This is a genomic window from Billgrantia sp. NRB1 (assembly GCF_056921725.1).
Genome location: NZ_CM167783.1, coordinates 4,133,381 through 4,153,257 on the forward strand (window position 1 = coordinate 4,133,381; position 19,877 = coordinate 4,153,257).

Consider the following 19,877-nt stretch of genomic DNA (forward strand, 5'->3'; position numbering starts at 1 on the left):
CTGCGCCACATGGTACACTATGCGCCCCCCAAACGACCTGGAGAGACTCGGTGACCCGCAGATGCACGGCCCGCCCCGGCCCGCTTCCCCCGGCGACGCCCCTGCTGCGCTGGCGCCCACTGGCGGCCGCCCAGCCGCAGATGAGCCCGGCCTGGTGGGCCTGGGTGGCCTCTCGCGACTCGCTGACCGCCCGGCTGATCGAGGCCGGGGCCGGGCGCACCTTCCGGGTCCGCCTGCTCGACCAGCGCCTGGGGCTGCCGCGCCCCGACGAGGCCCGGGCGCTGGGGCTGGTGCCGGGGCGCCTGGCCTGGCGGCGCGAAGTGGCGCTCTGCCTGGAGGGCCAGCCCTGGGTGGTGGCGCGCTCGGTGGCGCCCCTCGCGACGCTGCGCGGCCAGCGGCTGGAGCGCCTCGGCGAACGCTCCCTGGGCAGCTGGCTATTCCGCCAGCCGGACTTGGCGCGCAGCCCCATCGAGGTTACCGCGGCCCCCGCCCCCTTTCATCCTTCCCGCGGCCCCTGGGGACGGCGCTCGGTGTTCCGCCACCGGCGTTTCGCAGTGCTGGTTCAGGAGTTCTTTCTCGACGCCATGGCGGATGAACTGGGGCTACCTTCACGTTAGGATGAGCGCCATCGACTGAGGAGGCATCGATGGACCGTTCCGTGCTGCACCCCACCGGCCTCGCCCGGATTCCCGATTTCCTGCACCTGATGCGCCTGGACCGGCCCATCGGCACCTGGCTGTTGATGTGGCCCACCCTGTGGGCGCTGTGGGTGGCCGCCCAGGGCCTGCCCGAGCGCCGTATCCTGCTGATCTTCGTTGCCGGGGTCTATCTGATGCGCGCCGCCGGCTGCGTGGTCAACGACTACGCCGACCGCCACTTCGACGGCCACGTCAAACGCACCAAGCACCGCCCCCTGGCCACCGGCCGAATCAGCGAGGGCGAGGCCCAGGCGCTGTTCCTGATCCTGGTGATGGCCGCCTTCGTGCTGGTGCTGTTCACCAACCTGTTCACCGTGCTGCTGTCGCTGGGGGGCGTGGTGCTGGCCTTCATCTACCCCTTCATGAAGCGCTACACCCACCTGCCCCAGCTGTTTCTGGGCGCGGCCTTCTCCTGGGCGATTCCCATGGCCTTCGGCGCGGTGCTGGGCCACGTGCCGCTGGAGGCCTGGCTGCTGTTCGCCGCCAACCTGGTGTGGACGGTGGCCTACGATACCCAGTACGCCATGGTCGACCGCGACGACGACCTGAAGATCGGCATCAAGTCCACCGCGGTGCTGTTCGGCCGCGCCGACCGGCTGATGATCGGGCTGCTGCAAGGGGCGACCTTAGCCCTGCTGGCCTGGGCGGGGGTGCGCCTGGGCCTGGGCGGTTTCTTCTGGGTGGGACTCGCGGCCATGGCGGCCACCTTCGTCTATCAGCAGTGGCTGATCCGGGAGCGCGACCGCGACCGCTGCTTCCGAGCCTTCCTCAACAACCACTGGTCGGGACTGCTGGTGTTCGCCGGCCTGGCCCTCACCCTCTGGCCGGCGGTGAACGGCTGAGCGGCGCTGGCGGCGCTGTCATCCAACTGTCATCATGACATGGTCATATCGTCATCGACCCGTCACTGATCACGAGGCTTCCGGATGACCGCCAAGACCGTTCTGATCGTCGATGATGAGGCGCCGATTCGCGAGATGATCGCCGTGGCGCTGGAGATGGCCGACTACCGCGTTCTGGAAGCGGACAACGCCCAGGAGGCCCACGCCATGGTGGTCGACCACCGCCCCGACCTGCTGCTGCTGGACTGGATGATGCCCGGCACCAGCGGCATCGAACTGGCCCGGCGACTCAAGCGCGAGGAGGCCACCCGCGAGATCCCGATCATCATGCTCACCGCCAAGAGCGAGGAGGACAACAAGATCCAGGGACTCGAGGCCGGCGCCGACGACTACATCACCAAGCCCTTTTCGCCGCGGGAGCTGGTGGCACGCCTCAAGGCGGTGCTGCGCCGGGCGACCCCCCAGGGCGTGGAGGATCCGGTCACGGTGGAGGGACTGGAACTCGACCCGGTCAGCCACCGGGTCAGCGCCGACGGCCGCGCCCTGGAGATCGGCCCCACCGAGTACCGCCTGCTGCAGTTCTTCATGACCCACCAGGAGCGCGCCTACACGCGCAGCCAGCTGCTCGACCAGGTCTGGGGCGGCAATGTCTATGTGGAGGAGCGTACCGTGGACGTGCATATCCGCCGCCTGCGCAAGGCGCTGGGCGAGCGCCACCAGCACCTGGTGCAGACCGTGCGCGGCACCGGCTATCGGTTCTCCACCAAGGGCTGACGTGGCCCGTCCGTGGAGCCGTGAGCTGTGGCGCCTGGCCTGGCTGGCCGCCGCGGGCAGCCTGGTCGGCTGGCTGTTCTCAGCGCCGGCGCTGGGCCTGGCCGCCGGCCTGACGGCCTGCCTGCTCTACCACCTGCGCCAGCTGCGCGCCCTGCACCGCTGGCTGACCCGCCATCCGCAGAGCGAGCCCCCCTCGGCGAACGGCCTGTGGGGCGAGCTGTTCGACCGCCTGTATCGCTACCAGAAGGGACAGCGGCTGACCCAAAGCCGCCTGCGCACCGCTCTGCGGCGCATCCAGGAGTCCTCGGAGGCGATGCGCGACAGCGTGGTGATGCTCGACCAGCACGGCGACCTGGAGTGGTGGAACAGCGCCGCCGAGCGCATGCTGGGCCTGGACGCCGCCCACGACCGCGGTCAGCACATCACCAACCTGGTGCGTGATCCGCGCTTCGTCGCCTACTTCAACGCCCGCGACTACCGCGAGCCGCTGACCCTGGCCTCGCCCATCGATGAGCGCATGATCCTGCAGTACCAGATCACCCTCTACGGCGACGACGAGCGTCTGCTGATGGCCCGCGACATCACCCGCCTGCACCGCCTGGAGGAGATGCGTCGCGACTTCGTGGCCAACGTCTCCCACGAGCTGAGAACCCCGCTGACCGTGCTGACCGGCTACCTGGAAACCTACGGCGACCATGCCGAGGCGCTGCCGCCGCGGCTGGCCCGCGGGCTTGGCCAGATGCAGGCGCAGGCCACACGCATGCAGAACCTGGTCAACGACCTGCTGCTGCTGTCGCGACTGGAGATCGACCGCGGCGGCGAGGATCATTCACCGCTGGACATCGGCGCACTGCTCGAGTGCGTGCGCCGCGACGCCGAGGCGCTCTCCGGCGGCCGCCAGCGAATCGTGGTGGAAATCGAGACGTCCCGGCGGCTGGTCGGCAGCGAGCAGGAGATTCGCAGCGCCGCCTCCAACCTGGCCTTCAACGCCGTGCGCTACGCCGGCGAGGGTCGCCAGATCGTGTTGCGCTGGAAGCCCCACCCCGAGGGGGCCTGCCTGGAAGTGGAAGATGACGGCGAGGGCATCGACCCGGCGCACATTCCGCGGCTCACCGAGCGTTTCTACCGGGTCGACAAGGGGCGCAGCACCGCCACGGGCGGCACCGGCCTGGGGCTGGCGATCGTCAAGCACGTGCTGCTGCGCCACGACGCCCGGCTGGAGATCGTCTCCCACCCGGGCCAGGGGGCGCGCTTTGCCGGCATCTTCCCTCAGGCGCGGCTACGCGAGGCCCAAGACGCCTCTGCACTCCGTGGCTCGGCGGTGCCGATCCCGCCGCGGCGCCGATAGCGGGCGCCGCGGCGGCTCAGCCGAGTGTCGGCTCAGTGATGGTGGTGATCATCGGCGTCGGCGCTGCCTTCGCCCGCACTCTGCACCCAGACCTCCACCTCGACCTCGCCGCGCTCGGCGAATTCCAGGGTCATCGGGAAGCGATCCCCCTCGCGCAGCGGCGCCACCAGGTTCATCAGCATCAGGTGGTAGCCGCCGCCGGGACGCATGGTCTGAGTGATGCCGCCGGGCACCTCGATCTGCATCACCTGGCGCATGCGCATCACGCCGTCGTCCATCGCCATGTCATGCAGCTCCACGGTGTCGCTGGCCGGGGTGCTGGCCCCGACCAGCACCGCCGGTTCCTCGCCTTCCACGGTGATATCGACATAGGCCGCCCCGTGGGGCACGCTGGGCGGCGCCGGGGTGGCGAAGGGGTGGGAGATCTGCACATCACCGAGCCGATAGTCGTGGGCAAGGGCCGGCGTGGCCAGCAGCAGGCCGGCGGCCAGCAGCAGGAAAGAGGTCGGACGCATGGGCGAGTTCCTTGTCATACCTTGGGAAAACCAGTCTCAATAGGCCGATGATAGCAGCTTGCGGCGTTGACTCGCCTGGCCCCGGTGTCGCACCGCCCTTCGCCTCCCCCCCTCCGTTCGACTCAGCCCTTACGGGTCAGGGCGCTCTCGTCGAGCTCGTCCGGGTCCATGTGGCGAATGTCCAGCCCCTTGACCAGGTAGATGACATACTCGGCCAGGTTGTCGGCATGATCGCCGACCCGCTCCAGGGCGCGTAGGATCCACATCACGCTGAGCACCGGACCGATGGCGCGACTGTCCTCCATCATGAAGGTCATCAGCGAGCGCATGGCGCTGCCGTACTCGTCGTCCACCGACTCGTCTTCGTGCACCACCTGCAGCGCCAGCTCGGTATCGAAGCGGGCGAAGGCGGTCAGCGCGTCGCGCAGCATCTTGCGCACGTGCTCGCTGATATGACGCACCTCCACCAGGCCGCGCACCTGAGTGCCGTTCTCGATCAGGGTCAGGGCGTTGCGGGCGATCTTGCTGGCCTCGTCGCCGATCCGCTCCAGGTCGGCGGTGGCGCGGATCACCGCCAGCACCAAGCGCAGATCGGAGGCCGCGGGCTGGCGCCGTGCCAGCACCCGGGTGCACTCGTCGTCGATGGTCAGCTGCATCTCGTTGACGGCGCGGTCGTTGTCGCGGACCTTCTCGGCCAGCCGGCTGTCGCCATCGATCAGCGCCTTGACCGCCTCCTGTATCTGCTGCTCGACCAGGCCGCCCATGGTCATCAGCTGAGTCTTGAGCTCCTCGAGCTCCTGGTTGAACTGCCGCGAGATATGCTGGCTATGGGTGTCGCTGGTGATATCCATGGGACTCTCCTAGGGCCGAGGGCCGGTCAGGCCATACGGCCGGTGATGTAGTTCTCGGTGCGCGCCAGGCGCGGGTTGGTGAAGACATCGTCGGTGGGGCCGTACTCCACCAGCTCCCCCTCGTGCAGGAAGGCGGTGTAGTCCGAGACCCGGGCCGCCTGCTGCATGTTGTGGGTGACCAGCACCAGGGTCAGCTGGGACTTGAGGCCGCGGATCAGCTCTTCGATCTTCAGCGTGGAGATCGGATCGAGGGCCGAGGCCGGCTCATCGAGCAGCAGCACCTCCGGGCGCACCGCCAGGGTGCGGGCGATCACCAGGCGCTGCTGCTGGCCGCCGGAGAGCGACCAGGCCGAGGCGCGCAGGCGATCCTTGACCTCGTCCCACAGCGCCGCGGCGTTGAGCGCCCATTCGACAATGTCGTCCAGGCGTCGTCGCGACAGTCCCCCCTGCAGGCGCAGGCCGAAGGCGACGTTCTCGTAGATCGACATGGGGAAGGGATTCGGGGCCTGGAACACCATTCCCACTCGCCGGCGCAGCTCATCCACGGCCACCTCGGGGGCATGGATGTCCTGGCCCTCGAGCCGAATGCGGCCCTGCCAGCTGACCGCCTCGTTGAGGTCGTGAAGCCGATTGAGGGCGCGCAGCAGGGTCGACTTGCCGCAGCCCGAGGGACCGATAAAGGCCGTGACCCGCTGGCGGGGAATCCGCAGGCTGAGGTGGCGCAGCGCCGGCTTGCCACCGTAGGCCAGGCTCAGCCCCTCGATCTCCAGGCTGCTGGCCTGGGACGGGAAGTCGATGATCGGCCCCGTCGGCCGCCGGGCTACCGGCGCGGTCTGAAATGGCTGCACGGACATCGCTTGGCTGATTCCTCCTCAATGGCGCGTCAGCGCCCCGTGACGCGCCCTGAGATAATGACGCAGAAATATGGCAGTCAGGTTAAGCACCAGCACCACCAGCACCAGCAGCAGCGCCGTGGCGTAGACCATCGGCATGGCGGCCTGCACGTCGTCGCCGTGGAAGGCAGTGTCGTAGAGGTGGTAGCCCAGGTGCATGAACTTTCGATCAAGATGCAGGAAGGGAAATTCCCCGTCCACCGGCACCTGGGGCGCCAGCTTGGCCACCCCCACCAGCATCAGCGGGGCCACCTCGCCGGCAGCCCGGGCGATGGCCAGGATGACCCCGGTCAACATCGCCGGAACCGCCATGGGCAGGACTACCCGGGTCAGCATCTCCAGCCGGGTGGCACCCAGCGCCAGCGCTCCCTCGCGCTGATGCGCGGGAATCCGCGCCAGTCCCTCCTCGGTGGCCACGATCACCACCGGCAGGGTCAGCAGCGCCAGGGTCAGCGAGGCCCACAGCAGGCCGCCGGTGCCGAAGGTAGGCGAAGGCAACGTCTCGCTGAAGAACCACTCGTCCAGCGAGCCGCCGATGCCGTAGACGAAGACCCCCAGGCCGAACACCCCGTAGACGATGGAGGGCACCCCGGCCAGGTTACGCACCGCGATGCGCACCCAGCGGGTCAGCCGCCCCTGGTGGGCCACCTCGTTGAGATAGACCGCCGCCAGCACCCCGAAGGGCGTGACCACCACCGACATCAGCAGCACCATCAGCACGGTGCCGAAGATCGCCGGCCAGACGCCGCCGGCGGTGTTGGCGGCGCGGGGCCCCTCGGAGAGGAAGCGCCACACCCCCCGGGTCCAGGCGCCGAGTTTCTCGGGCAGCGACATGGCGTTGGGCCGCCAGGCGCGCAGTACCTCATCCAGCGGCTGGAGCAGGCGGCGGCCGTCGACGCTCTCGAGGATCGCCACCTCGCCCCGCATGGCATCGGCCAGCGCCCGGGCGCGGGCGTTGGCGGCGGCCAGCTCGCGCCGGGCGTCACGATCCTCGGGGTCGGCCTCCAGTCGGCGCACCAGCGGCAGGATCGCCTCCCGGCGCAGGGCCTCGCGTTCGCTGCGCAGGACGTTGAGCGCTTCCAGCCGCGCGGTGAGCGCCGCCCAGGCCGCCGGCTCGTCCGACGCCGCCTCGGCGGCCGCCGTCTCGGCCGGGGCCACCGCCACCAGTCGGCCGATGAACTCGCCGTAGCGGCGGCGCTCCAGCACCACCAGCTCGGCCGGCTGCTCGCTGGCGACGATGCGTTCCACCGCCAGCCAGTGCCACACCTGGCCGTCCAGGTCGCGGTTGCCGGTGAAGTAGAGCCGCTCGCGCCCCTCGCCCTCCGCCAGCGGCAGCTCGCGCACCGCGCGGCCGGCCAGCTGGCGGCCGTCGTCGAGTTCCAGCAGGCTCACCGAGGCGGGCCAGAAGTGGCCCAGGCCGCTCGCCGCGATCAGCGTCAGAAGCCCACCCAGCATCAGCAGCGACAGCGCCACGCTGCCGGCCGCCAGCCAGGCCCAGGGGCCCTCGCCCCGCGGCAGGCGGGCGCGGTGCCCCCCGATGACGCCAGTAAGGGTCATATCCCGCCCCCCAGCTGACGCAGGCGCCGCCGCAGGCGAGCCCTGACCCCTTCCGCCAGGGTGTTGACCAGGAAGGTGAACAGGAACAGCAGCAGGGCCGCCAGCATCAGCAGCCGATAGGGGTCGCTGCCGGGCACCGCCTCGGGCAGCTCGATGGCGATGCCGGCGGCCATGGAGCGCATCCCCTCCAGCGGGCTCAGGCTCAGCAGCGCGGTGTTGCCGCTGGCCATCAGCACGATCATGGTCTCGCCCACGGCGCGCCCGGCGCCGATCATCACCGCGGCGAAGATCCCCGGCGCCGCCGCCGGCAGCACCACCTTCCACAGCGTCTGCCAGCGGGTGGCCCCCAGCGCCTGGGCGCCCTCGCCGAGGCTCGCCGGCACCCCGGAGAGGGCATCCTCAGCCAGGGCGTAGACGCTGGGCATCACCGCGAAGCCCATGGCCAGGCCGACGATCAGCGCATTGCGGCTGGCGTAATCGAGCCCCAGTTCGCGATCCAGCCAGCCGCGCAGATCGCCGGCGAACAGCAGCATCTCGACCCCGGGTGCCAGATGCAGCCCCAGCAGGCCGAGCCCGGCCAGCCAGGGCACCAGCCACAGGCCGGCCCAGCCCAGCGGCAGGCAGCGGCGCAGAGGCCTCGGCAGGCAGCGCCACAGTCCGCCGGCCAGCAGCACCCCCGGCGGCAGCACCAGCAGCAGCGCCAAAGTCCCGGCCAGGTGGCGCTCCACCCAGGGCGCCAGCACCAGACCGGCCACGAACCCGATGACCACCCCGGGCAGGGCCTCCATCAGCTCCAGGGTTGGCTTGAGGCGGCTGCGCAGGCGCTGCGACATGAAGGCCGCCGAGTGGATGGCGGCGCCCAGCGCCAGGGGAATGGCGAACACCAGCGCCCAGAAGGCGGCCTTGAGGGTACCCCAGGCGAGGGGGGTGAGAGAGGCGGCAATCTGCTCACGACTCAGGCCGCTGACAACCAGTCCGGGGAACACCTCCAGCGCCAGGAAGGCGCCGATGGCCAGCAGGGCGGCGATCACGCCGATCCCGCCGGCGGCAATCAGGCCGGTGGCCAGGCGGTCGACCAGTCGTCGCCATGGCGAGCGGGGCGACGGCGGCGCGGGAGGGGGCTCGATCATGGCGGCCAGGGTACGACAGTTTGATGACAGTTGGGTGACAGCCTCACGGGGGCGAAGCCCCGAGCCCCAGGCGCCGACGCTGCCGGTCGAGCGCCTCGTCGGACAGGGCGACGAAGCCCAGCTCTGCCACCGTGGCCTGGCCCTGCGGCGATAGCACCAGCTCGAGGAAGGCGCGCTCGGGGCCCGGCAGCGTCTCGCCGGGAGGCAGATTGAGATAGAGATAGAGCGAGCGCGTCAGCGGATAGTCGCCGCGCCGCACCGGCCCGGGCGTCGGCCGGTGGCGCCGGCCATGGGCGTCCACCAGGGCCAGCGGCTTGACGGCCGGCGTCAGGTGGTTGAGGCCTGCATAGCCGATGGCCGCGCGGCTCTCGCCGACCGCCGCCACCACCGCGGCCGAGCCGGGATGCTCGTTGAGCCCCGGGCGGTATTCGCCGTCGCACAGTGCCCGCTGACGAAACAGCCCGTAGCTGCCCGAGGCCAGGTTACGCCCGTGCAGGGCGATGCGGCCCGCCGGCGCCTCGAGCCCGAGCTGCGACCAGCGGGTGATCGCCGTCTCGGCTCCGCAGCGCCGGGTGTGCGAGAAGATCGCATCGACCTGGGAGAGCGTCAGCGCCTCCAGGGGGTGATGGCGATGCACCACCACCGCCAGGGCGTCCCGGGCCACCTCCAGCGCCAGCGGCGGATAGCCGCGCCGGTCCAAGAACGCCTGGCGTTCCTCGTCGGTCATGGGCCGCGACATGGGGCCCAGACGCGTGGTACCGGCGGTCAACGCCGGCGGCGCGCTGGCCGAGCCGCTGACCTGCAGCTGCAGGCGAATACCGGGGTGGCGGTCGCTGAGCTGTTCCCCCCAGCGCAGCATCAGCCCGGCCAGGGTGTCCGACCCCTGCGCCCCCAGCGTTCCCACCGGCTCCTCGGCGTGCACGCCAGCCGCCTGGAGGCAGAGCATCAAGCCCAGCGCCAGCCCGGCGAGCATGCGGCGATATCGGGTCATGGACCTCCTCCGGCGAAGCGATTCGCCCCCTGGGCACCCCGGCTTGGGCATCGGGGCGACTTTGGCATGAACGACGTTGGCGTATAAGATGGCCACAAACCGAGCGCGCTGCACCGCAATATCGGCAGCCGACCGCGTCTTTCGCCGACAACAACAAGCCGAGCGTACGATATTCCATGACCGATCTCGACGATGTGCCCGCCCCCCAGGGTCAACTGACCCTCAAGCTGCTGGCCACCCGCCAGGACACCAACCTCTACGGCGATATCCCCGGTGGCTGGCTGGTCAGCCACATGGACCAGGCCGCCGAGCTGGCCGCCGGCCGCGAGGCCCACGGCCGTACCGCCACCGTGGCCATCGAGACCATGGACTTCCTGTGCCCGGTACGCGTGGGCTCGATGGTCAATATCTACACCGCGGTGCGCGAGATCGGCCACAGCTCGGTGAAGATCGACGTGGAGGTGTGGATCCGCCCACCCCACGATCGCGGCGAGACGCTCAAGGTCACCGAGGCGCGCTTCGTGATGGTGGCGCTGGACGACAACGGCCGCATCCGCGCGGTGCGCCAGGGCTGAGCCCTGCAAAGACCGGGAGTGATATCTGACTTCCTCATCATCAATGTCAGGAAGCCAGAGATTTATGTCAGGAAGCCAGAGATTTATGTCACGAGCGAAGAGAGCGCCGTAATAAATGGTTCTTCGCAGACTGGCGTGAACAGGCTATGTGGGAGGGACGGTTCGACGCCTCGACTTCAGCTCGCGAAGTAGCGCGCAGCGCTACCCATGGGGCGCCTCCGGCGCCTTCGCCCGGCAGAGCCGGCCTCCCACCATAAAACCTGCCAAACATGTTCACGCTAAAGTGCGATGAACCTAATAAATCGCGGCTTCCTACGCCCCGACGCTATCGCGTCCCTTGAGGTAGGAATACTCGCCGATATCGCTGAACGGCCTCACCAGCTTCTGGAACGCCCGATAGGACTCGTAGACCTTGGCCGAGTCGGGGTCGCGCTCGACCTGCGCCTGAATCACCTCATGGGAGGATTCGAAGAGCGCCTCCATGACGTCCTCCGGGAAGGTGCGCAATTGCACGCCGTGCTCGTCGACCAGGGTCTCCAGGGCCTGGGCGTTGCGGTAGGCGAACTCGCTGATCATCGCCAGGTTGGAGGCGCGGGCCGCCTCACGCACCACCTCCTTGAGGTCGTCCGGCAGGGCGTTCCAGGCGTCCAGGTTGACGGTCCCTTCCAGCACCGCGGTGGGCTCGTTCCACACCGAGGTGTAGTAGTAGTCGGCCACCTGATGCAGGCCGAAGGCCATGTCGTTGTAGGGCCCCACCCAGTCGGCGGCGTCCAGCACGCCGGTCTGCATGGAGGTGAAGATCTCGCCGCCGGGCATGTTGACCGTGGTCACGCCGATCCCGTTCATGGCCTCGCCGGCAAGCCCGGGCAGGCGCAGGCGAATGCCCTGCATGTCGGCCAGGGAGTGGATCTCCTTCTTGAACCAGCCGGCCATCTGCGCCCCGGTATTGCCGACGGCGAAGGGCTTGAGGTTGTGCTTGGCGTAGATCTCGTCCCACAGCTCCTGGCCGCCGCCATGGTAGAGCCAGGCATTCTTCTCGGTGGTGTTCATGCCGAAGGGCACGGCGGTGAAGAACTGCGAGGCGGCCACCTTGCCGCGCCAGTAGTAGGAGGCGGAGTGGCCCATCTCGGCGGTGCCGGCGGCGACGGCGTCGAAGACCTCCATGGCGGGCACCAGCTCGCCGGCGCCGTGCACGCGTACCCGCATGCGGCCGTTAGAGAGCTGTTCGATGCGCTTGGCGAACTCGTTGGCACCGGTCCCCAGGGCGGGGAAATTGGTCGGCCAGGAGGTGACCATGTCCCAGGTGATGGTCTCCTGGGCCTTGGCGGTAGAAATGAAGGGGGCGGCGGCGACACCGGCGGCACCGAGGCCGGCGGTTTTGAGAAACTTGCGACGTTGCATAATGGGCATGACTCCAGGGTGATTATTCTGGTCTGCGCTCTGCATGGCGCAGTGTGTCCACCCTGGAGTATGCGTCAGCGCCGATTTGAGCGGCAAGTCGCCCTTTTGACGTAGACGTCAACGTAGCCGGAGATAGGCTGATTTACGTCGCGAACACAGCAGTTAAGTGGCGTATCCCTATAGAGGGGTGAGCTTGGCAAACCCCAGCACCAGCCACTTATCGCCCTCCCCCTCGAAGCTGACCTGCACCCGGGCGCGCTGTCCCTCGCCCTCGGCGTTGAGGATCACGCCCTCGCCGAACACCGGGTGGCTGACCCGCTGGCCAAGGGCCAGGCTCGGCAGGTCGTCGCCGCCGTCCACCGAGGTCTGTCGCGACAGCCCCACGGCGGGCCGGGTGGCGGTCACCGGCCGGCTGATCTGGCCGCGCAGGCGCACCTCCTCGAGGAACTCCTCGGGCAGCTCGCGCAAGAAGCGCGACGGCCGCTGGAAGGTCTCCTTGCCGTGCAGCCGGCGAATCTCGGCATAGCTGAGATAGAGCTTGCGCATGGCGCGGGTCAGACCCACGTAGCAGAGCCGGCGCTCTTCCTCCAGACGGCCGGGCTCCTCCAGCGACATCCGATGGGGAAAGAGCCCCTCTTCCACGCCGGCGACGAACACCACCGGGAACTCGAGGCCCTTGGCCGAGTGCAGGGTCATCAGCTGCACGCAGTCCTCGAACTCGTCGGCCTCGTGGTCGCCAGCGTTGAGCGCCGCCTCCGCCAGGAAGGTCTCCAGGGCCGCGCCCCCCTCCCCCGCCTCGGGCGGGTCCAGCGCCTCGCCCTGGGTAAAGGCCCGGGCGGCGTTGACCAGCTCCTCGAGGTTCTCGACGCGCATCTCGCCCTTGGCCTGGCTGCCCTTCTCGCCTTTTTCGCTGCGGTGATGCTCGATCAGCCCCGAGACGCTCAGGGTATGCTCGATGATCTCGTGCAGCGCCATGCCGGCGGTTTCGTTGTCGAGACGCTCGACCAGGTCGGCGAAGGCCTTGAGCGCGGTGCCGGCGCGCCCCTTGAGGGAGCCGTCGGCCAGGCCGTCGTGCAGCGCCTGCCACAGCGACACACCGCCGTGGCGCGCCCGCTCGCGCAGCAGCTCCACGGTGCGGGTGCCGATGCCCCGGGCCGGCACGTTGATGATGCGCTCCAGGGAGGCGTCGTCGTCGCGGTTGAGCAGCAGGCGCAGGTAGGCCAGGGCGTTCTTGATCTCGAGGCGCTCGTAGAAGCGCTGGCCGCCGTAGATGCGGTAGGGCACGCCCTGGCGGATCAGAATCTCCTCCAGCACCCGGGACTGGGCGTTGGAGCGGTAGAGGATGGCGATCTCGCGGCGGTTGACGCCCTCCTCGACCTTCTCCCTGAGGGTGTCGACGATATAGCGCGCCTCGTCCAGGTCGTTGAAGCCAGCATAGACCGAGATCGGCTCGCCGCGCTCGCCGGCGGTCCACAGCTCCTTGCCCATCCGCTCGCTGTTGTGGCGAATCAAGGCGTTGGCCGCCTCGAGAATGGCGCTGGTGGAGCGGTAGTTCTGCTCCAGCCGCACGGTCCTGGTGTCGGGAAACTCCCGCTCGAAGCGACGGATGTTCTCGACCCGGGCGCCGCGCCAGCCATAGATCGACTGGTCGTCATCGCCCACCACGGTCATCGGCGTGGTCATGCCGGAGAGCAGCTTGAGCCAGGCGTACTGCAGGGTGTTGGTGTCCTGGAACTCGTCCACCAGCACATGGCCGAAGCGCTCCTGATAGTGGGCCAGCAGGGCGGGATTGTCCCGCAAGAGCTCCAGGCTGCGCAGCAAGAGCTCACCGAAATCGACCAGGCCGCCGCGCTCGCAGGTGAGCTGGTAGCGATCGTAGAGCTCCACCATCTGGACCATGTAGGCATCGCCGTGGGCGTCTACCTGGTGAGGACGCAGCCCCTCCTCCTTGCAGCCGGAAATAAAAGACTGCACCTGGCGCGGCGGGAAGCGTTCGTCGTCGATGCGATGGTCCTTGAGCAGGCGCTTGATCAGCCGCAGCTGGTCATCGCTGTCGATGATCTGGAAGTGCTGGGGCAGGCGGGCGTCCTGCCAGTGGGTGCGCAGCAGGCGGTGGGCGATGGAGTGGAAGGTACCCACCCAGACGTGACGCAGCGACAGGCCCAGCAGCGCCTCCAGGCGGGTGCGCATCTCGCGGGCCGCCTTGTTGGTGAAGGTCACGGCGAGCACCGCATAGGGCGAAAGTCCCTCCACCTGCATCAGCCAGGCGATGCGGTGGACCAGCACCCGAGTCTTGCCGGAGCCGGCCCCAGCCAGCACCAGCATGTTGCCCTGGGGGGCGCTCACCGCCTCGTGCTGGGCCGGGTTCAACTGATCGAGAATCGCCGTGACGTCGTCCATGGGAAGGGGTCTGCCGCTCGAAAAATGAGCGCACAGCTTAGCACAGGGGCGAGGGGCGAGGGGCGAGGGGCGAGGGGCGAGGGGCGAGGGGCGAGGGGCGAGGGGCGAGGGGCGAGGGGCGAGGGGCGAGGGGCGAGGGGCGAGGGGCGAGGGGCGAGGGGCGAGGGGCGAGGGGTAGTGTGATGAGCCACGGGGCAAGGCACAAGGGGTTACCTTGTCACTTGCCCCTGGTCGCTGGTCGAAGACCATGTGGTTCCTTGTCACTTGCTCCTCGAACCTCGTACCTGAACGACTAGGGCTTGCCCTCCTGCTCCGGAAACCGTAACGGCGTCAGGCTCTTCTTGACCGCCTTGAGCTGCTCGGCGAGCTTGGGCCCGCGGGTCTTGGCCACGCCCACGGCGAGCACGTCGACCAGCACCAGGTGGGCGATGCGCGAGCTCATCGGGGTATAGATCTCGGTGTCCTCGTGGACATCGATGTAGAGCGGCAGGGTTACCTCCTCGGCCAGCGGCGAGCCACTGGGGCACAGGCCGATCACCGTGGCCCCGGCCTCGCGGGCCAGGCGCACGCTGGCCACCAGTGCCCGGGTGCGACCGGTCTGGGAGATGGCCACCACCACGTCGCCCTCCCCCAAGGTCACCGCCGACATGTTCTGCATGTGCGGGTCGGCGTAGGCGGCGGTGGAGATCTGCAGGCGGAAGAACTTGTGCTGGGCGTCGAAGGCCACCGCGCCGGAGGCGCCGAAGCCGTAGAACTCGACCCGATTGGCCATCGCCAGGGCATTGATCGCACGCCCCAGGGCATCGTTGTCGAGGCGGTCGCGCACCGACAGCAGGGTGCCGACGGTGGAGTCGAAGATGCTCTGGGAAAACTCGGCGACGGAGTCATCGTCGTTCATCGAGAACTGGGCGAACTGGCTGCCCGAGGCGAGCATCTGCGCCAGCTTGAGCTTGAAGTCCTGGAAACCGTTGCAGCCCAGGGCCCGGCAGAAGCGGACCACCGTGGGCTCGCTGACCTTGGCCTCGGTGGCCAGGTCGACGATGCGCATGTGGATCACTTCATCGGGGTTACGCAGCACATAGCGCGCCACCTTCTGCTCGGAGCGGCGGAAGTGCTCCATGCGGCGTCTCATCTCATCGAACAGGGCGCGGCTCACGCTGGACTCCTTGGCTAAGCATCGATTCTCGTCTTGACCCCAGACAGTATGCCCCATCCCGCCCCCGCTAGGGAGTGTCGACGAAACAGCGTGGAACGACCCACTTCGTCATCTTTCTGTCAAGTGGGGTATAGTAAGGTTGGCAAGAAAAAGAAGAGAGCCATACGAAGGGAGAGTCGATCATGCGCAATGTCGAACGCTTATCCTCCGTCAAGAGCGAACTTCTCGACATCTTCATGAGCATGAACGTCGCCGAACACGAGCAGCGTTCCCGCACCGCCGCCCAGCGCAATCTGCGCGCCCGGCGCGGCATCGAGCTGCATCAGGAGTTCAAGCAGCTCGAGCGGGAGCTCGCCGGCCTCGACGACGAGACGCATTGACGTCGGCCGCCCGAAGGCGGCCGACAGTAGACGCTAACCGCCCGACCCCGGTATCGGGCTGGGCCCCCGTCGCGCCCTCGCTTCCCCAGCGGGGCGGCGACGCGACGGAGTGCGGGGCACTATCCCAGCAGGCTGTTGATAAACACCACCAGCATGCCCAGCGGTGCGATGTAGCGCGCCACCACTACCCATAGCTGCTCGGTGCCGCCGGTGAGGTTCAGCTCGCTGGCCACGCTCTGACGATCCAGCACCCAGGCCACGAAGACGATCGCCCCGAGGCCGGTCAGCGGCAACAGGAACTTGCTGGTGAAGGTATCCAGCAGATCGAAGACGTTGAGCCCGAAGAGGATCGGCACGTCCCAGACGTTGAATGACATCAGGGCCGCAATGCCCAGCGCCCAGACCGCCACGCCGCCGGCCACGGTGGCCACCACGCGGGTCATCGGGGTGCGCTCTTCGACGAACTCCACCACCGGCTCGAGCAGCGAGATCGCCGAGGTCAGGGCAGCGAAGGTCAGCAGCAGGAAGAACATCAGCCCGAGTAGGGTGCCGCCGGTCATGTTGCCGAAGGCCAGCGGCAGGGTGACGAAGATCAGCCCCGGCCCTTCGCCGGCACTCAGGCCATTGGCGAAGACGATGGGGAAGATCGCCAGGCCGGCCAGCAGGGCAATGGCGGTATCCAGGATGATCACCGTACGGGCGGTGCCCAGCAGGTTGACGTCCTCGCCCAGGTAGGAGCCATAGGCCATCATGATGCCCATGCCCAGCGACAGGGTGAAGAAGGCCTGGCCCATGGCGGCCAGCACCACGCCGCCGGTCAGGGCGCTCCAGTCGGGGCGGAACATGAAGGCCAGCGCCTCGCCGAAGTGGCCGGTGGTCATGCCGTACCCGACCAGCACCAGCATCAGCACCACCAGCGCCGGCATCATGGTACGTACGGCCCCTTCCAGGCCCTTGGTCACCCCTTGGGCGACGATCCAGATCACCAGCGCCATGAAGGCGGTGTGCCACATCAGCAGCAGCCCGGGGCTGGAGAGCAGGCCGCCGAAGATGGCGCCAACACCGTCGGCATCCTGGCCGGTGAAAGCCCCGGTTACCGAGTTCAAGGTATAGGAGAGCGACCAGCCGCCGATCACGCTATAGAAGGAGAGGATCAGGAAGGCCGCCAGCACCCCGCTGACGCCCACCAGCGCCCAGGCCTTGGTCTGGCCGCTCTTGTGGGCTAGCTCGGACATGGCATTGATAGGGTTCTTCTGGCCACGGCGACCGATCAGCCACTCGGCGACCAGCACCGGCAGGCCCACCACCGCCACGCAGGCCAGGTAGACCAGCACGAAGGCGGCGCCGCCGCTGTCGCCGACCATGTAGGAGAAGCGCCAGATATTGCCCAGCCCGACCGCGGAGCCGGCCGCAGCGAGCACGAAGGTCATCTTCGATGACCACTGCGCGTGGACGAGTTTTGACATGAATCACCTGTTGTTGTGTATCTGGTTGTTGATGTGCCATAGAGCAAAAAACAAAGCAAGAAACGATAGGTTTTTGCCCAGAAGACGGCAAATCTATCCGATCATACGCTTGGTGGCCAGCCGAGCGGGCGACGATTTCGTCGCATCCCGGCACCGGTAACAGGTAAGCGTCAAGAAAATGCTACAGCCTCAGAAAAGCGACGCCTGACGCTCGCCTGGGAAGTCACCCAGCGGCGGCAGATCGCAGGCTGTTTTCAGCCGACCATGGAGACGGCGCGCCAGTTCCGGCGCCTGGCGATTGTCCGCGGTATGCACAAACAGAAAAGGGGTTATCCCCTGTTTTATCCACAAGCCAAGACGCTCCACCCAGGGGGTGAAGTAGGCATCGTTGAGCGTCGAATCCAAGTGACCAATAAAGCGGATCAGCGGGTTGGGGCCCGTGGAAATCACGTGTAACGGGCGTTTCGGCTTTTCTCGCTGGGCCTGCACCAGCCCGGGATGGCCGTTGGCCGCCGTGGCGAAGAGCGGTCGCACATCGAGGATGACCCGGTTGGCCCCGTGACTTATCAACAATCGGTTGAAGGCGACTTCGTCGCTCCCCTTGTGGAAAAACGCCGGGTGGCGCGGCTCCACGGCGCAGGGCAGCCCCGCCGGCCAGCGCTCCAGCAGGGCCGCCAGCCGCGGCAGCTCGGCGGGACCGAAATCCCTCGGCAGCTGCACCATCAGCGGCCCGAGGCGGTCCCACAGCGGCGCCAGCGCCTCGACAAAGGCCTCGAACTCGGCCTCGATGCCCGCCAGGCGTCTCTCGTGGGTCAGCGCGGCCGGGAGCTTGAAGCAGAAGCGAAATTCGGGCGGCACCTGGCGCGCCCAGGCGGCCACCGTGCCGGCCTGCGGCGCTCCGCTGTAGAAAGTGGTATTGCCCTCCACCGCGCCGAACACCCGAGCATACTCCTCGAGGCCGCCGCCATGGGGCGGATAGAGGCCGCCGCGCCATTCGGCATTGGCCCACATGGGCAAGCCGAGATGCAGGCGCGGCGCGGCATCAGGCGGCGTCACTCCACTGTCACGCTCTTCGCCAAGTTGCGCGGCTGGTCCACGTCGGTGCCCTTGAGCACAGCCACGTGGTAGCTGAGCAGCTGCAGCGGCAGGGTGTAGAGAATCGGCGCCAGCGCCTCGTGCACATGGGGCAGGCGCAGCACATGCACGCCCTCCTCCTCGACCATCCCCACCTGCTCATCGGCAAACACGAAGAGCTCGCCGCCGCGGGCGCGCACCTCCTGCAGGTTCGACTTGAGCTTGTCGAGCAGTTCATCGTTGGGGGCGACGGAAATGACCGGCATCTCGCTGTCCACCAGCGCCAGGGGGCCGTGCTTGAGCTCACCCGCGGGATAGGCCTCGGCGTGAATGTAGGAGATCTCCTTGAGCTTGAGCGCCCCCTCCAGGGCGATGGGGAAGTGCGCCCCGCGCCCCAGGAAGAGGGCGTGGTGCTTCTCGGCGAAGGCCGCGGAGAGCGCCTCGATCTCGCCATCCAGTGCCAGCACCCGGCTGACCTGCCTAGGCAGCGCCCGCAGCGCGGCCACCACCTCGGCCTGGGTCTCGGCCTCCAGCCCCTTGACACGCCCCAGTGCCAGGGTCAGCAGCATCAGCGCGGTGAGCTGGGTGGTGAAGGCCTTGGTGGAGGCCACGCCGATCTCGGGGCCGGCCTGGGTCATCAGGGTCAGATCGGATTCGCGCACCAGGGAGCTGCCCGGCACGTTGCAGATCGCCAGGCTGGCCAGGTAGCCGCGCTCCCGGGCGAAGCGCAGCGCCGCCAGGGTGTCGGCGGTCTCGCCGGACTGAGAGAGCGTCACGAACAGGGTGTCCTCCGGCACCACCACGCGGCGGTAGCGATACTCCGAGGCGACCTCCACCTGCACCGGCACCCCCGCGTAGCGCTCCAGCCAGTAGCGCGCCACCATGCCGGCATGGTAGCTGGTGCCGCAGGCGACGATATGGATCTGCCGTACCCGCTCGAACAGCGCCTCGGCGTCAGGCCCGAAACTTTCGACCAGGGCGCTGCGCTCGCCCAGCCGCCCCTCCAGGGTGGCGGCGATCACCGCCGGCTGCTCATGGATCTCCTTCTGCATGAAGTGGCGATAGTCGCCCTTGCTGGCCGCGCCGTCGCCATGCTCGAAGGTTTGCACCTCCCGTTCGACGCCGGTGCCGTCGGCATCGAACGTCTCGATGCGGCCCGCCCCGGAGAGCCGTACCACGTCGCCCTCCTTCAGGTAGCTGAAGCGGTCGGTGACCTGCAGCAGCGCCAGCGGGTCCGACCCCAGGAAGGCCTCATCGATCCCCACCCCGACCACCAGCGGGCTGCCCTTGCGGGCACCGACGATCACGCCCGGCTCGTCGGCGTGAATCACCGCCAGGGCATAGGCCCCCTCGAGCCTGGCCAGCGCCGCCCGGACGGCACCCAGCAGATTCCCGGCCTCGCGGTATTCCCGCGCCACCAGATGGGCGATCACCTCGGTGTCGGTCTCGGAGGCGAAGGCGTAGCCCGCCGCCTGGAGCTCCCGGCGCAGCGCCTCGTGGTTCTCGATGATGCCGTTGTGCACCACCGCCAGCCGCTCGCCGGACTGATGCGGATGGGCGTTGGCCTCGCTGGGCCGGCCATGGGTGGCCCAGCGGGTATGGGCAATGCCGCAGCGACCGGCCAGCGGTGTATCATCCAGCCGGGCCTCCAGGGCGGCCACCTTGCCCGCCGCCCGGCTGCGCTGAAGCTTGCCTTCCGGCGCCAGCACCGCCATTCCGGCCGAGTCATAGCCGCGGTACTCCAACCGCTTGAGCCCCTCGAGCAGGATACCCTGGACGTTGCGCTGGGCAACGGCACCGACGATTCCACACATGCGCTATCTCCT

18 protein-coding genes are annotated in these 19,877 nt (G+C 68.5%); 6 read left to right on the plus strand and 12 right to left on the minus strand.

The genetic code is table 11. The features are described from left to right. The first annotated feature begins 50 nt into the window (after positions 1–50). From ACZIYR_RS18975 to phoR, 4 genes are all read left to right on the plus strand, one after another. Positions 51–617, plus strand: coding sequence for a chorismate--pyruvate lyase family protein (locus ACZIYR_RS18975; protein WP_483527733.1), 567 nt, complete (start codon positions 51–53; stop codon positions 615–617). Between the two features lie 29 nt (positions 618–646). After that, positions 647–1,540, plus strand: a complete 894-nt coding sequence (gene ubiA, locus ACZIYR_RS18980; protein WP_483527734.1) for a 4-hydroxybenzoate octaprenyltransferase — start codon at positions 647–649, stop codon at positions 1,538–1,540. Positions 1,541–1,624: 84 nt separating this feature from the next. Then, complete coding sequence (gene phoB / locus ACZIYR_RS18985; protein ID WP_473031866.1) at positions 1,625–2,314, plus strand: phosphate regulon transcriptional regulator PhoB; 690 nt, start codon at positions 1,625–1,627, stop codon at positions 2,312–2,314. Between the two features lies 1 nt (position 2,315). Next, complete coding sequence (gene phoR / locus ACZIYR_RS18990) at positions 2,316–3,662, plus strand: phosphate regulon sensor histidine kinase PhoR (RefSeq protein ID WP_483527735.1); 1,347 nt, start codon at positions 2,316–2,318, stop codon at positions 3,660–3,662. Between the two features lie 32 nt (positions 3,663–3,694). Here the strand turns inward: phoR and ACZIYR_RS18995 are convergent, their stop codons facing one another. The 6 genes from ACZIYR_RS18995 to ACZIYR_RS19020 all read right to left on the minus strand — a co-directional run bounded on the left by ACZIYR_RS18995 (position 3,695) and on the right by ACZIYR_RS19020 (position 9,599). Further along, the gene (locus ACZIYR_RS18995; protein WP_473031868.1) at positions 3,695–4,177 is read right to left on the minus strand and encodes a copper chaperone PCu(A)C; all 483 of its coding nucleotides are present in this window, start codon (positions 4,175–4,177) and stop codon (positions 3,695–3,697) included. Between the two features lie 122 nt (positions 4,178–4,299). Next, positions 4,300–5,028, minus strand: coding sequence for a phosphate signaling complex protein PhoU (phoU, locus tag ACZIYR_RS19000; RefSeq protein WP_473031869.1), 729 nt, complete (start codon positions 5,026–5,028; stop codon positions 4,300–4,302). A gap of 26 nt (positions 5,029–5,054) precedes the next feature. Further along, entirely contained in the window at positions 5,055–5,882 is an 828-nt protein-coding gene (pstB, locus tag ACZIYR_RS19005) for a phosphate ABC transporter ATP-binding protein PstB (protein WP_483527736.1), read from the minus strand. Positions 5,883–5,900: 18 nt separating this feature from the next. Continuing rightward, a complete protein-coding gene (pstA, locus tag ACZIYR_RS19010) occupies positions 5,901–7,478 on the minus strand; it encodes a phosphate ABC transporter permease PstA (protein WP_483527737.1) in 1,578 nt (525 codons plus the stop codon). Further along, the gene (locus tag ACZIYR_RS19015; RefSeq protein WP_483527738.1) at positions 7,475–8,608 is read right to left on the minus strand and encodes an ABC transporter permease subunit; all 1,134 of its coding nucleotides are present in this window, start codon (positions 8,606–8,608) and stop codon (positions 7,475–7,477) included. The genes pstA and ACZIYR_RS19015 overlap by 4 nt, the downstream gene beginning before the upstream one ends. A gap of 43 nt (positions 8,609–8,651) precedes the next feature. Next, on the minus strand, positions 8,652–9,599 hold the full coding sequence (locus ACZIYR_RS19020) for a phosphate ABC transporter substrate-binding protein (protein WP_483527739.1): 948 nt from the start codon (positions 9,597–9,599) through the stop codon (positions 8,652–8,654). 176 nt (positions 9,600–9,775) lie between these two features. Between ACZIYR_RS19020 and ACZIYR_RS19025 the strand changes: the two genes are divergently transcribed. Further along, the gene (locus tag ACZIYR_RS19025; RefSeq protein WP_473031870.1) at positions 9,776–10,174 is read left to right on the plus strand and encodes an acyl-CoA thioesterase; all 399 of its coding nucleotides are present in this window, start codon (positions 9,776–9,778) and stop codon (positions 10,172–10,174) included. Between the two features lie 312 nt (positions 10,175–10,486). Here the strand turns inward: ACZIYR_RS19025 and ACZIYR_RS19030 are convergent, their stop codons facing one another. The 3 genes from ACZIYR_RS19030 to hexR all read right to left on the minus strand — a co-directional run bounded on the left by ACZIYR_RS19030 (position 10,487) and on the right by hexR (position 15,131). Then, entirely contained in the window at positions 10,487–11,575 is a 1,089-nt protein-coding gene (locus ACZIYR_RS19030; RefSeq protein WP_483527740.1) for a TRAP transporter substrate-binding protein, read from the minus strand. Positions 11,576–11,752: 177 nt separating this feature from the next. After that, positions 11,753–13,975: a DNA helicase II gene (gene uvrD, locus ACZIYR_RS19035; RefSeq protein ID WP_483527741.1), complete on the minus strand. Its 2,223-nt coding sequence runs from the start codon at positions 13,973–13,975 to the stop codon at positions 11,753–11,755. A 292-nt stretch (positions 13,976–14,267) separates the two neighbouring features. Then, positions 14,268–15,131: a transcriptional regulator HexR gene (gene hexR, locus ACZIYR_RS19040; RefSeq protein WP_473031872.1), complete on the minus strand. Its 864-nt coding sequence runs from the start codon at positions 15,129–15,131 to the stop codon at positions 14,268–14,270. A 182-nt stretch (positions 15,132–15,313) separates the two neighbouring features. Between hexR and ACZIYR_RS19045 the strand changes: the two genes are divergently transcribed. Beyond that, entirely contained in the window at positions 15,314–15,511 is a 198-nt protein-coding gene (locus tag ACZIYR_RS19045) for a PA3496 family putative envelope integrity protein (RefSeq protein ID WP_473031873.1), read from the plus strand. 119 nt (positions 15,512–15,630) lie between these two features. On the opposite strand, the gene ACZIYR_RS19050 is transcribed toward ACZIYR_RS19045, so the two are convergent. The 3 genes from ACZIYR_RS19050 to glmS all read right to left on the minus strand — a co-directional run bounded on the left by ACZIYR_RS19050 (position 15,631) and on the right by glmS (position 19,865). Next, complete coding sequence (locus ACZIYR_RS19050; protein WP_473031874.1) at positions 15,631–16,977, minus strand: sodium-dependent transporter; 1,347 nt, start codon at positions 16,975–16,977, stop codon at positions 15,631–15,633. 189 nt (positions 16,978–17,166) lie between these two features. Continuing rightward, entirely contained in the window at positions 17,167–17,988 is an 822-nt protein-coding gene (locus tag ACZIYR_RS19055) for a DUF72 domain-containing protein (protein ID WP_483529107.1), read from the minus strand. A 41-nt stretch (positions 17,989–18,029) separates the two neighbouring features. Beyond that, entirely contained in the window at positions 18,030–19,865 is a 1,836-nt protein-coding gene (gene glmS / locus ACZIYR_RS19060; RefSeq protein ID WP_483527742.1) for a glutamine--fructose-6-phosphate transaminase (isomerizing), read from the minus strand. Positions 19,866–19,877: the final 12 nt, after the last annotated feature.